At 48.9% G+C, this 12,922-nt stretch carries 9 protein-coding genes; 8 read left to right on the top strand and 1 reads right to left on the bottom strand.

Annotation, left to right across the window (positions count from 1 at the left end):
- The first annotated feature begins 29 nt into the window (after positions 1-29).
- From P1U47_RS02300 to P1U47_RS02335, 8 genes are all read left to right on the top strand, one after another.
- Entirely contained in the window at positions 30-3,845 is a 3,816-nt protein-coding gene (locus P1U47_RS02300; protein WP_301026926.1) for a PilC/PilY family type IV pilus protein, read from the top strand.
- On the top strand, positions 3,842-4,294 hold the full coding sequence (locus tag P1U47_RS02305) for a type IV pilin protein (protein ID WP_301026928.1): 453 nt from the start codon (positions 3,842-3,844) through the stop codon (positions 4,292-4,294). The genes P1U47_RS02300 and P1U47_RS02305 overlap by 4 nt, the downstream gene beginning before the upstream one ends.
- A 167-nt stretch (positions 4,295-4,461) precedes the next feature.
- Positions 4,462-4,881, top strand: a complete 420-nt coding sequence (locus P1U47_RS02310; RefSeq protein WP_301026930.1) for a type IV pilin protein — start codon at positions 4,462-4,464, stop codon at positions 4,879-4,881.
- Positions 4,869-5,336 carry a GspH/FimT family pseudopilin gene (locus P1U47_RS02315; RefSeq protein WP_301026931.1) on the top strand — a complete coding sequence of 156 codons (468 nt, stop codon included), beginning with the start codon at positions 4,869-4,871 and terminating at the stop codon, positions 5,334-5,336. The genes P1U47_RS02310 and P1U47_RS02315 overlap by 13 nt, the downstream gene beginning before the upstream one ends.
- Positions 5,336-5,911 (top strand): type IV pilus modification protein PilV, encoded by a 576-nt coding sequence (gene pilV / locus P1U47_RS02320; protein WP_301026932.1) that lies wholly within the window; start codon positions 5,336-5,338, stop codon positions 5,909-5,911. The genes P1U47_RS02315 and pilV overlap by 1 nt, the downstream gene beginning before the upstream one ends.
- 8 nt (positions 5,912-5,919) lie before the next feature.
- Positions 5,920-6,951 carry a PilW family protein gene (locus P1U47_RS02325; RefSeq protein WP_301026933.1) on the top strand — a complete coding sequence of 344 codons (1,032 nt, stop codon included), beginning with the start codon at positions 5,920-5,922 and terminating at the stop codon, positions 6,949-6,951.
- Complete coding sequence (locus tag P1U47_RS02330; RefSeq protein ID WP_301026934.1) at positions 6,944-7,507, top strand: PilX N-terminal domain-containing pilus assembly protein; 564 nt, start codon at positions 6,944-6,946, stop codon at positions 7,505-7,507. Before P1U47_RS02325 ends, P1U47_RS02330 begins: the two co-directional genes overlap by 8 nt.
- 40 nt (positions 7,508-7,547) lie before the next feature.
- On the top strand, positions 7,548-11,462 hold the full coding sequence (locus P1U47_RS02335; protein WP_301026935.1) for a PilC/PilY family type IV pilus protein: 3,915 nt from the start codon (positions 7,548-7,550) through the stop codon (positions 11,460-11,462).
- Positions 11,463-11,504: 42 nt separating this feature from the next.
- On the opposite strand, the gene P1U47_RS02340 is transcribed toward P1U47_RS02335, so the two are convergent.
- The gene (locus tag P1U47_RS02340) at positions 11,505-12,875 is read right to left on the bottom strand and encodes a sigma-54 dependent transcriptional regulator (RefSeq protein ID WP_301026936.1); all 1,371 of its coding nucleotides are present in this window, start codon (positions 12,873-12,875) and stop codon (positions 11,505-11,507) included.
- Between the last annotated feature and the right edge of the window lie 47 nt (positions 12,876-12,922).

Genomic DNA, 12,922 nt, shown 5'->3' on the forward strand with positions numbered 1-12,922 from the left:
CAGCGCGCTATTGGCGCAGGGGAAATCTCATGAAACAGCAATATGGCTTAGCAAAACGTTTGCGCAATGCTATAGGCTTGATATGTCTGTTGTGTATGGCGGTTGTGGGGTTTTCCTCGAGCGCATTCGCGCAATCTTCCTGTACCATCACTGAAACGTCCAGCGGTTACATTGGCAAGAAAAATAAAAATGACAGCAAAGCTTTTTCTACTTTGTCGAAAATAGATCGAGTCGTTAGCTTTAGCTTGAAAAAAAGTTGGTATAGCTGTCCTAGTTCCGCGTTTAGCGTTAGCGGTAATATTTTAACTGTTCGTAACTACAAATTTTCTTTGTATACCTGTATTGCTCAAGTAACGGTTGAGGGACAGAAAAAGGGCTGTACTAGCACAGTGCCGACGGCGGCAGACGGCATAGCTCAGTCCCCCTTGTTTTTGACACAATCTATACCACCTAATGTGATGTATGTGCTTGATGACTCGGGTTCAATGCAATTTGAGTTAATGCCAGATGATATTATAGCTGGCAGTAGCCGCTATATTTATCCCCGCGCCAATGGTATTTACGGAGGAAGCGATTACTCAAATTATGTGCCGACGGTTGATGACAAAGATCCTTACAATGCGCGCTCGCGCTCGCCGCAAATTAATACTATTTACTACAACCCATCGTCAACTTATTACCCTTGGGTAAAATCAGACGGTAGTAGTTATCCCGATGCAAGTACAAGCTGTGCGCTGCATAATCCTACCCGCACCACTTCGACATTTAATGAAGCGTATTGCCGAAATTTGACGGTTTCAAATAAGAATTATAATAGCAATTATTGGTTTAGTTGCAAAAGCGATGGAAATTGCACGTCTACAAATAGTAATAAAAACTTTTGGCCAGCCATTTATTTTTGGTACAAGGGCAGTGGTAGTTACTGGGATTGGTATAGTTATGACAAGGTTGAAATTAAATCTGGTCAGACTTTTACTGGTCACGGTCGCGAATCGCGTGACGACTGTGAAGATGCAGCCCTTGGGAAATGTTCCTATGCCGAGGAAATTCAGAATTTTGCCAATTGGTATACCTACTACCGCTCGCGAGTATCGATGGCCAGAGCCGGTTCTGGTTTTGCCTTTGTGGGCCAAAGTAGTGGTTTGCGAATTGGATTTGGCAGTATAAATCAAGCCAGCACGTCTGTGGATGGTGTTAACTCTGAGGTTGTTGTAAAAGGCGTGCGTGCGTTTGAAGGTAGCGATCGCGACGCGTTTTTTGATGCGTTGTATGGCCGTGATATTCCTAGTGCAGGTACGCCATTGCGGCGCGCAATTGATGCAGTTGGTACTTACTATAAACGCACAGATAATAAAGGTCCGTGGGGCAATACACCGGGCACGAATGATACCAGTGCCCAGTTATCCTGCCGTCGCAATTATACGGTTCTGATGACTGATGGCTATTGGTCTGGTAGCTCGGTGTCGGGTGGTGGTGGTGATAATAACGACGGAACCGATAATCCGACCCATACCGGTACCGCGGCACAGAGCTATAAATACAAAGCGGTTTCGCCGTTTAAAGACAGTCGCAGTGATACCCTTGCCGACGTCGCGATGTATTATTGGAAGAATGACTTGCGTACTGATATGCCCAACAGCCTAGCGGAATCTAAGACTGATCCAGCGTTTTGGCAGCATATGGTTACCTATGGTGTTGGCTTGGGAGTGGTGGGCACGATTGACCCCGATGCAGCGTTTGCGGCGATAAAAACCGGCGCTAATATTGATTGGCCAAATCCGACTAGCGCTGATTTATATAAAATTGACGATTTATTACATGCTAGTGTAAATAGTCGTGGCGGCTTCTTTAGCGCCGCCGAGCCAGATAAATTTGCTAATGATTTGGCCAATGTATTGGAAACTATTTCTAGTGAAAGCAAGTCGTCGGCTTCGTCAATTGCGGCTAACTCAACACGTTTAGATTCTGGTACATTGGTGTATCAAGCCAGTTTTAATAGCTTGGATTGGTCTGGCCGGATTGTGGCCTATAACCTAAATACCGACGGCAGTTTAAAAGGGGTGGCGTGGGACACCAATACCGACAGCTATGGAAGTGCTGCAACGCGCAATATTGTTGTGGGTTTAGGGGCACCAGAAACCTTGGTCACTTCGGCCATTAGTTTTACCGCCAGTAATTACGCTGACCTGCCGTTGAGCCTGCAAACTGCTCTCCTTGCCGGTGGTACCGCTACTAATGCTTTGAATCGCCTTGCGTGGCTACGCGGTGATAAAAGCCAAGAAGGTATTAGTCTGCGTGAGCGGTCGACTACGCTAGGCGATATCGTGAATTCAGATCCTTATTTTGTCGATAATCTAGCCGATTATGGTTTTAGTGTTTTAACGGGTACGGAAGGGAGTAGTTACAAAGATTTTCTTAGTGATAAGAAATCTCGACGCGCCATGATTTACGTCGGCGCGAACGACGGTATGCTTCACGGCTTTGATGCGCTAAATGGCAAAGAAAAATTTGCCTACTTACCTGTGGCAAGTTTTTCAAAATTAGCGGCCTTGACAGACCCAGATTATGTACACAGCTATACCGTTGATGGCTCGCCGCGTGCGAGCGACGCCTATATCAATGGTAAGTGGCGAACGGTTTTGCTGGGTTCTATGGGTGCTGGCGGAAATTCGGTGTTTGCGCTAGATGTTACCGACCCCGCGTCGTTAACCAAGACCAGTCTTCTTTGGGAAAAATCAACATCCTTATTAGACACTCACAAGCTTGGCGTTGCTATGAGCGAGCCAGTTATTGCTCGGTTAAGTTCCGGTAGCAAATGGGTGGCTATTTTTGGTAACGGCTACAATTCTGGCGATAACGTAAAATTGTTTGTTGTTGATCTGGCTACTGGCGCTGTACTAAAAGCCATTGATACCGGTGTGAGTGGCGTAGGCAATGGTTTGGGAACGCCCGTGCCAGTTGATGTAGACAGCGACCGCATAACCGATTACGTTTATGCCGGTGATTTAAAGGGCAATTTGTGGAAGTTTGACTTTACCGGTAACTCAATAGCAACGTGGGATGTTGCCTTTAAAGACGGCAGCGTTCCCAAGCCCTTGTTTCAAGCGGTAGACAATAATGGCGTGGCGCAGCCAATTACTGTGCGACCCACGGTGGGCTCCCATGCGGAAAGCGGCTATATGGTTTATTTTGGTACCGGTAAATATTTTGAATACGGCGATGCGGTGGTGGGTAGTAGCCCACAAGTACAAGATTTTTACGGTATTCGGGATGTTAGTGCACGGGTTTTGAATCGCAGTGATTTAGTTACTCAAACCGTTGTGTTTGAGGATTTTGGCACCCTCGTAGAAGGCGGTAAAAGTGCTTTTCCTGTGCGCCTAGTTAGCAACAATAGCCCAACTACTCCACCAGTATACGGTTGGCACCTGCAATTACTGTCGCCATCTGGCGTGGCAAACGGCGAGCGAGCGGTATCAAAACCCATCTTGCGGAATAACCGTATTATTTTTACCAGTATTATTCCAAACACAAATGTATGTGGTTATGGTGGCAATAGTTGGTTGATGGAATTAGATGCTCAAAATGGCGGCCGCTTAAGTAGCCCAGCCTTGGATGTGAACTCCGATGGCAAGGTCGACGAGCTTGATAAAATATTATTTGAAGGCAAGTACTACCCCATTAATGGTCGCGGTAGCGACGAAATGATAAAAACCCCAGGTATTATTGGCGCGGGTGATCTTGAATATAAATATACCTCCGGCAGTAGTGGCACCATTGGCGTGGTGACTGAGTCTGCGGGTGGCGGCGAATTATTAGGACGTCAGTCTTGGAGACAGTTTCAATGAGGCGTACATACCTGCACAGGGGTTTGGGATTTAGCTTGGTTGAGTTAATGATAACAGTGGCCATTATCGGAATTCTTGCTGCTATTGCTTACCCAAGCTATCAAGAGCAAATTGCCAAGTCTCGGCGCAACGAAGCTACTAATGCGCTGTTTAGCAGCGCGCAGGCACTTGAACGGTTTTATTCCGCCAATGGCCGCTATACTGCTGCGAGCGGCGGCACTACGCTGCCAGCGGTCTTTGTTACTAAGGTGCCAGACAATGGCGCCACTTACTATACGATTGCCGCAACGGCTGCAGCTAATAATACGTTTACCCTTAAAGCAACGCGCAGCGGTGTTATGCTGGGTGACGCCTGCGGAAACTTTAGTTTGGATGAAACGGGGCAGTTGGCCTTGCTTGATAAACCTTCTGGTTCGAGTAAAACCGTTGCCGATTGCTGGCGGCGTTAAGCGCGCAGCGAGTTGGCTGTTATATAGGGTGAGTGCTAACAACACAGATTAGGCGCTTTGCCCGCCATTGGTCAGCAAAAATCGACCAATTATCGGAAGCTCACTGACATAGCTCAGCACCGCGATTAGCCTGTAACTACCCAAAGTTTACAGGATGCTAGCGGCTCATGAACGACGCCACTCGTCAGCGCGGCTTTACCTTGATCGAGTTAATGATTGCGGTCGCGATAATTGCAATTCTTGCCATGGTCGCACTACCGGCCTATCGCGACTATGTTATGCGCGCCAACCGCACCGCGGCGGCCAGCTATTTGCTGGAAGTGGCCAGTTTGCAAGAACGTAATTTTTTAGATGCTCGCGCCTATGCCGCTGATATGACCGCCCTCGGGGTTTCGCCCCCAAATGAAGTTGCTGCCAATTACACGGTTACTACGGTGGGGGATAATACTACCGCGCCGCCAAGTTATACGGTTACTGCCACTCCTATATCTACTGCACCGCAAAGCAACGACAGTTGCGGTATCCTTACCTTGAATAGTAAAGGTGAAAAGGGTCACGCCAGCGGAGCAAACCGATGCTGGAACTAATAACGAAACAAAACTCCGCGCGTGGTTTTACCCTACTCGAGCTAATGGTTACCTTGGCCATCGCGGCGATTTTGGCGTCAATCGCGGCACCATCATTTAAAGGATTAATCGAGAGTCAGCGGGTGCGCAGTGCCAGCAATGATTTGATATCGTCGCTCAATTTTGCGAGAAGTGAGGCAGTAACCCGCAATACAGATATTAGCGTGACACAAGCCAGTGGTGGTTGGACCTCCGGCTGGACGGTAAACAACGGTACAACGGTGTTGCGGGCAGTTGATAGCGTTACTGGTATCGCGGTAAGCAGCGCAATAAGCAGTGTTATTTATGGCAGTAATGGTCGCGCCAGCGCGGCGATTGAATTTACTGTTGCGCCGAGCTCGGGTGGTAACGATCGCAGTAAATGTGTTTCGATCTCCTTAAGTGGTAAACCCAGCAGCGATTCGGGGAGCTGTTAATGATTCGCTATGTGATGCTGAGTAAGACGCGGGGCTTTACCCTTATTGAAGTGCTCGTAGCCTTGGTTGTGCTGTTAGTGGGCGTGATGGGCGCAGCGGGTTTAATGGTTCGCACGGTGCAGCAAGAAGTAGAGGCTTATCAACGTTTACAGGCGCTCAATTTACTGCAAGATATGACAGATCGCATGAACGCGAATCGTGGGGTTGCTGAGTGCTATTCCTATGGAAGTAGCGGCGCTACGCTCGGTTATAGTGTGTCTACGTTTACGGCCTGCACTAGTGGTTCTGCTGGTGAAAAGGCCATGGTCACGGCAGACTTAAGCGCGTGGAATAATTCATTGAACGGTGTTTCTGAGCAGTCTGGTGGCAATAATAGCGGGGCGATGGTGGGCGCGCGGGGTTGCATCGTTCAAATTAGCGCGGCTGAACGCACTTATCGTATCACAGTGGCATGGCAGGGAATGAATAAAACGGTGGCGCCACCCGCCGATAATACCTGCGGCTACAATGCCTATAGTGATGAAAAACAGCGGCGAATAGTCAGCGCAATTGTGCGTATAGGTTGGCTGTCATGAGAATAATAATGCCAAAATCGCCGGCCACGCAGCAAGGTATGTCGCTTGTTGAAATAATGATTTCACTCGGGCTGGGCGCTTTTATGCTGTTGGGCATTATCAGCCTAATGGCCTCGGTTAGCTCGACTCGGTCGGCCCTCGCGAATACCTCAGATCAAATTGAAAATGGTCGTTATGCCCTGCAGTTATTGAGCGAAGATTTGGCCTTGGCGGGCTTTTATGGGATGTATCACCCCGGTGTGGGCGTGGCCACATACACCTTGCCAGATCCTTGCGCCGACACGACAAATATATCAGACCTAGGCTTTGCTGCGTCGCCAATGCAAATGCCCGCCCCCTTAGTTGGCTACCCCGCAACGAGCACCTTACCCACATGCTTTGCCGCTGATGCCGTGAGTGATTCAGAGGCCTTAGTTGTGCACCGTGTTGAACCTAGGCAAGTCGATACCAGTACCATTACCACAAACGATGTTCCATATCTGCAAACCGCCGACTGCGAAACTGGCACTCCTTTTATAATGTCTGCTAACGCAGCGGATTTAATTTTGCAAATTAAAGACTGCAGCACATTGGCCGCAGCGTGGCCCTATGTGGTGCGCAGCTATTTCATTAGCCCGTGCGAAGACTGCAGTGGCGGGGGTGACGGTAAGCCTACCTTAAAAGTACACGAATTTAGTGGTGGTGTGCTGGCGACTAGGGCCTTAGTGGCCGGCGTAGAAGACATGCACTTTAGTTACGGAATGGATCTCGATTTGAATGGTAGCCCAGATTGTTATACGAGCGACCCGACCGCCGATGCCGCGCCCACGGGATGCAGCGGCGGATGGGAGGTGGACGATTGGAAAAATTGGGCAAATGTAGTGTCGATACGCGTGAGTTTGCTGGTGCGAGGCGCAGTTGCCACGGGTGGTGATACGGCAAAAACTTTTGATCTTGGGCGCGCCAGCCGCAGCGGGCCCTTTAGTGATGGTTATAAGCGCCAAGTGTATTCCTCGGTGATTAGCGTGCCTAATGTTGGGGGAGTGCGGGAAAGTGAATAGAGTACTGGCTGGGCAAAATTCACAGCGGGGTGTGGTGCTTGTTGTGGTGTTAATTATGTTGGGGGTGTTCAGTGTCATTGTGGTGAGCATGATTGGCGGTAGCAATATTAATTTTAAAATTGCCGGTAATCAGCAATACCGAATGGAGGCAAAGTTAGCCGCCCGCCACGCCTTGGAAACGTATGTGAGTAATCCGAATAATTTTGCCTTGCCGCTGCCAACTGGCACTAGCGCTATTGATGTCGATTTTAATGGTGATGGTGTTGCCGATATGTCCGCCGCGGTTCCGCCGCCAACATGCTTGCGCACCGCGCCGGTTATGCGGTCGGAATTAAAAGAGCGTAATGTAAAAGATCGCGACTGTTTTAAATCTGTGCAAACCGTGGGGGGTAATATTTTTAGTGATACCTCTGGCACTGCGGCGGTGTTGAAGTCGGGCTGCGTAAAAATGACTTGGGACACTCTTGCCACGGTTAACGACAATGTTACTGGTGCGGCAGTTGAAATGCATCAAGGTGTCTATTTGCGAGCAGGCGAGGGCACCACGTGCCGCTAATATACCTAGCAAACTCAGTGAACTCTGGAGTTGAGATACGATGAATATAAAGCCAGTAAAATTGTATAAAAAAATACTCGTCGCACTCAGCTGTACGTTATTTTTAACGCCAGTGCTTGCTGAAGATATAGATTTATTTGTTGGCCGCAGCGCCTCAGTTGACCCGCCTACGGTAATGCTGACCTGGGAATCGCCTTCTAACACTGCGGCTAACAAGAGACATAATTGTCGATATATTGACGGTAGCGGCAATGTTACTTCGGTGGATCCTTCACTAGGGGCAGATACGGTTGGAGGAATGGAGCAGTGCGCTATTGTTAATGCCCTGCAAACTATTCGAAATAGCCCTGAATTGCATGGTACGTTAAGAGTCGGATTAATGACTTATAACGATAATAAAACTGGGGTGGGCGGCGGAAATTGCGGGTATTTGATGGTGACCCCCCGCCTTTTAGACATTGCTGGCCTCGATAGTTTTATTACAACGATGAAGGAATTGACTGGGCTTCCTGGCAATACAAGCAAGGTAGGCGAGACTGTGGCAGAAGTTTGGGCCGCGTTGAATGGCTTACCGACCTCATGCTCGGGTAGGGACTATTCCGAATTTGCGACTACGTCTACCAACTGCAGTAATGCAGTGATGATTTATATTGGTAATGCAGTAAAGACAACGGCTAATCCGAGTGATGGTACTGATGATCCAGGTGGGGAACTGCTAACGGAATTAGGAAAATTTTATACCCCTGGTAGCAATAAATACAATGAGTTCGCCACTATTCGCAGCGGTAATTTAACGCCAGCAGACAAATATTGGGCCGATGAGTGGACGCGGTTTATGCGCTATGCGGATGTTGATGTGAGCGCCCAAGCTGACCGCAATGTGACCACTTATACCGTCGCGGTTTTTGATGAAGACTTTCTACGGTTTGATAAAGTCGCAAACACACTTACGTTCTATCAGGAAATGGCCGCGGTTGGCGGCGGTGAATCTTACTTGGTTAAGAGTACTGAAGCGGATGCATTGACGCGTATATTGCTGGAGATTTTTGACGAGGTTCAGGACGTAAATAGTGTGTTTTCGTCCGCCACCTTGCCGGTGAGTGCAAATACCCAGGGCACCTATGAAAACCAAATTTACATCGCCATGTTCCGGCCTGACCCGTCGGGTGGCCCCCGCTGGGTAGGCAATGTTAAGCAGTTTCAGTTTGGGGTGAACGACGCGGGTTCTATCGTGTTAACTGATGCCGACGATAGCACCACAGGCTCCAATTCAATTGTCAACGCAATAACCGGTGGTTTGGTGGATGACGCGCTGAGCTTTTGGACGGCGAATGACTTTAGTAGTGTGGCCGACAGGCCAGCGTCGCCCGACGGATTTTGGCGAAACAGCCCAGAAGGTGATGGCGGTTCACAGGATGCGCCAGACGGTGACTTGGTGCAAAAAGGTGGCGCCGCGCAAATGCTGCGGGTGGACTATTTAACTAGCAGTAGTGCGCGACGAGTGTATACCAATAAATGCTCAGCGGGCAATTGCAATGCCGCTGGCTTAGCAAATTTTGATGCCAGCAACAGTGATTTAACAGGTTATTTCGATACATTGTTGTCGGCTAGCAGTAGCAGCACGTTGTCGTCGATTACGGCGGGTGCTTACGGTACCGCAGATGGAAGCGTGTCGTGCGAAAAGGTTAAGGGAAAATGGAATTGCAATTATTCCTTAACACCGACTAGCGTTAGCATCACTAGCGGTGGTAGTGCATTCGACTTTAATGCCACGTATGACTCTGTACTCCTAGGTAGTGGCATTCCTGGTAGCAGTCAATGCAGTTCGAGTCCCTGCGCAATTACTGCTGGCTCTGCAACTAGTTTCACTTTGTATAATATGGGCAGCAATATTTCTGGTAGCTTCAGTGCCGGCACAATAACTAAGGTGAGTAAATTCATTAAGGTTAACCAGAGTAGTCATGGTATAAGCGGTACGCAAACGCTTAAAAGCTGTGTGAGGAATGGTGAGTCGGGCAGTGACGATATATTCAATGGCACAGCGGTAACGTCTGGCGACGTTGTTTTGAGTAGTGTTAATACGGTCGATACGGATAATTACACTGGTGTATTTGAAAGTGCCGTATTTATCGCGCCGTCTGCTAGCGTGCAATGTGGCAGCAGCGGCGACACCCTTACCGCCGCCAATTTAATTAACTGGATTCGTGGCGACGATATTGCTGGTAACGAGGCCATGACTGGGCCATGCCCGCAGGGCTCTCGGAACGCCAGTTGCCCCATTTCTATTCGCGGTTCTGTTCACGGCGACGTTTTGCACTCAAGGCCTGCGGTAGTCAACTATGGCAGCGGTACCGGCGTGGTGGTTTACTACGGATCAAATGACGGTCATTTTCGCGCCATTAACGGCAATCAAACCGCCTCAATTACTAACGGTACGGTAACAGTTCGACCCGGCGGTGAACTGTGGAGTTTTGTGGCCAAGGATTTTCTTAATCAATTTCCGCGTTTGTTCCGCGACGATCCGGCAATCCGCTTTCCCGATACGCCAGTAAGTTCAAACAAGGAGCGCCGCCAGTATTTCTTTGACGGTACAACTACTTTTTTCCAAGACGACAGAGCGAGCAGTGCCACGTCGGGCCATAAGTACCTTTATTTAAGCTCCCGCCGAGGTGGCCGATTCATCTATGCCATGGACGTGACTAATCCCTTGGCACCATCGCTAATGTGGAAAATAGATAACAGTATTATAAATGAGCTGGGTTACACGTGGTCGCAGCCTAAGGTGACAAAAATTGGTGGCCGTGATCGTCCGGTATTAATTTTCGGTGCAGGCTATTCAACAACGCAAGATGCAGATCCGGTGACTACGGCAGATAACATGGGCCGAGGAGTGATTATTCTTGACGGTATTACCGGCAAGATTATTTGGGCGTCGCTGTACAGTTGCACAGGTATTGGCGCTAGTAATTATGCATCGCTCACCACCGAGGGCGTGGCGGGTAGTTGTAGTGCCAATACTAATTTGACCAGTGCCTTTGCGGCAGACATCACCTTCTTGGATCGTCGTGCAGACGGTTATACCGATCGCTTATATGCCAGCGATGTGGGCGGTAATATTTGGCGCGTTGATCTGGATCCGCTAACGTCCTATACGGGGACGGGCACCAGTGTTCCGAGCACGCAAATAGCGATCAGTAAATTTGCGGCGCTAGCCGGTACTGGCAATGACAAGCGCAAGTTTTTATTCGGTGTTGATATTATTCCAACCGCGACCCGTGACTTGGTTGTTGCCGTTAGCGGCGATCGCGAACACCCTTTGTATACTAGCGCCGCGACCCTAGGAACGGCGCAAAATGTGCAAAACCGCTTTTATATGCTTATTGATAGTAATATTGGCGCATCGGCTGGTTCTACGGCGGCGATAGTGAATAGTAATTTACTGAATCAAGCCGTTGACAGTAATAATGACATTACAAATTGCTTCGATGCGGCAACAAGTGGTTATGATAAATTAACTGTAGATAGCGCAGATAACAATGCGACCGCATGCACCGGTACAAATTCTGAACGCTACGTTTTTGACGGGCGCAATACCACCTATAAAGGTTATTACTTTAATTTGAGTACAGGTGAAAAAGGTGTAAATGCGCCGCTAACAGAGGCGGGTACGGTGTATTTTGCTACCAATCAGCCCGATACTCGTACTAATACTACGTCGTGTAAAAGTGGCTTAGGCCGTGCCTTTGCCTATAAAGTTAATCTGTTTGACGGCAGCCGTACTACTACCGAATACAGTGGCGGCGGTTTACCGCCTAGCCCAATTTCTGGACTAGTTAATTTAAACGATGAAATTCGTTTCTTTATTATGGGCGGCGACGGCGACTCAATTTATAAACCAAGCAATGGCAAGGTAATCAATAGTGGTCGTAAACGGATGTACTATTTTTATAGGTAGTGAATAAATAAACGCAGCAAGATATTTTTCTTGCTGCTTTAGTTAGCTTTTCTCGTCTAGCTGATATTTCTTAAGCTTATAGCGAAACTGCCTAAAGGTGAGGCCCAAGGTTTTGGCTGATTCAGTTTTGTTCCAGCGATTAGCCTCTAGGGCATCGGCAATAATCTCTTTTTCAATACCGGCGATGTATTCCTCGAGCTGTCCCGTTGCGGCGCTGAAATGCTTGCCGCTATCTTGGGCGTTGGTTGTTATATTTGTTTGCTGAGTGATACTGGGCAGCGACAGGTCACTGGCTGTGATGGTGTCGTTTTCGCACAAGGTGGCGGCGCGTTCAATAATGTTTTCTAGCTCGCGAACATTGCCGGGAAAACTGTATTGGCACAGGCTGCTTAGTGCCGTTTTATCTAAGGTAGGCGGTCTCACTCCCCATTCCTTACCAATTTTCTCTAGCATGAATTTGGCTAATAAGGGAATGTCACTGGCGCGGTCGCGGAGGCTGGGCACCTGCACTTCAATAACATTTATGCGATAAAACAAGTCGCTGCGAAAACGCTCGGCGGCAACCGCTTTGGCTAAGTCGCGGTGGGTGGCACTAAGAATGCGCACGTCGACAGGGATCTCTTGGGTGGAGCCAATGCGGCGCACGGCTTTTTCTTGAATGGCGCGCAGTAATTTAACCTGCATGTTCAGGGGAAGGTCCGCGACTTCATCTAGGAAGAGCGTGCCACCATTGGCCGCTTCAAATAGGCCCTCTTTATGGTCATAAGCGCCGGTAAAACTGCCTTTGCTGTGGCCAAAAAATTCGCTCTCTACTAGCTCGCTGGGGATCGCGCCGCAGTTAACCGGCACAAAGGGAGCATCGCTGCGGGGGCCGTTGGCGTGAATAAGTCTGGCAACCACTTCTTTGCCGCTTCCGGATTCGCCGCTGATATAAACCGGCGCCTGACTCCGCGACAGTTTTAAAATTTGTTCGCGCAGATTGATAATACTTTGGGTTTCACCGAGCAAGCGCGTATTGCTGCTGCCGTCGAACTGGGGCTCGCGGCGGTCGAGCTTTAAGGCAGTTTTTACTAGCCCCCGCAATTGCTCAACGGATACCGGCTTGCTGATAAAGTCGAAGGCGCCAGATTTCAGTGCTTCTACGGCGAGCTCGGTACTGCCATAGGCAGTGAGCACGGCCACGGCAGTGCACAGCGAGCTATTTTGAATATGGCGAACTATTTCCAGTCCGGAGCCATCGGGCAGTTTTATATCGGTAAGACAAAGGCTGATATTGGCGGTGCTATTTAGCGCCTGAATTGCGTCGCGCACATTGCCTACCGCAATGGTGTTTAAACCCATTCGACTAATGGTGATATCCAGTAATTCGCGAATATCTGGCTCATCATCAATGATTAAAACGGTTTGCTGCATGCTGGATCGCTCTTTCATTATTGCTGGTTTAGTGCTGTTTTAATTGG

It is taken from the genome of Zhongshania sp. (assembly GCF_029212375.1).
Classification (GTDB): Bacteria; Pseudomonadota; Gammaproteobacteria; order Pseudomonadales; family Spongiibacteraceae; genus Spongiibacter.

Coding starts and splice junctions, on each gene's coding strand:
- P1U47_RS02315 (WP_301026931.1), top strand. CDS start 4,869: ATGCTGGAACTAATAACGAAACAAAACTCCGCGCGTGGTTTTACCCTA.
- P1U47_RS02325 (WP_301026933.1), top strand. CDS start 5,920: ATGCCAAAATCGCCGGCCACGCAGCAAGGTATGTCGCTTGTTGAAATA.
- P1U47_RS02300 (WP_301026926.1), top strand. CDS start 30: ATGAAACAGCAATATGGCTTAGCAAAACGTTTGCGCAATGCTATAGGC.
- P1U47_RS02305 (WP_301026928.1), top strand. CDS start 3,842: ATGAGGCGTACATACCTGCACAGGGGTTTGGGATTTAGCTTGGTTGAG.
- pilV (WP_301026932.1), top strand. CDS start 5,336: ATGATTCGCTATGTGATGCTGAGTAAGACGCGGGGCTTTACCCTTATT.
- P1U47_RS02335 (WP_301026935.1), top strand. CDS start 7,548: ATGAATATAAAGCCAGTAAAATTGTATAAAAAAATACTCGTCGCACTC.
- P1U47_RS02340 (WP_301026936.1), bottom strand. CDS start 12,875: ATGCAGCAAACCGTTTTAATCATTGATGATGAGCCAGATATTCGCGAA.
- P1U47_RS02310 (WP_301026930.1), top strand. CDS start 4,462: ATGAACGACGCCACTCGTCAGCGCGGCTTTACCTTGATCGAGTTAATG.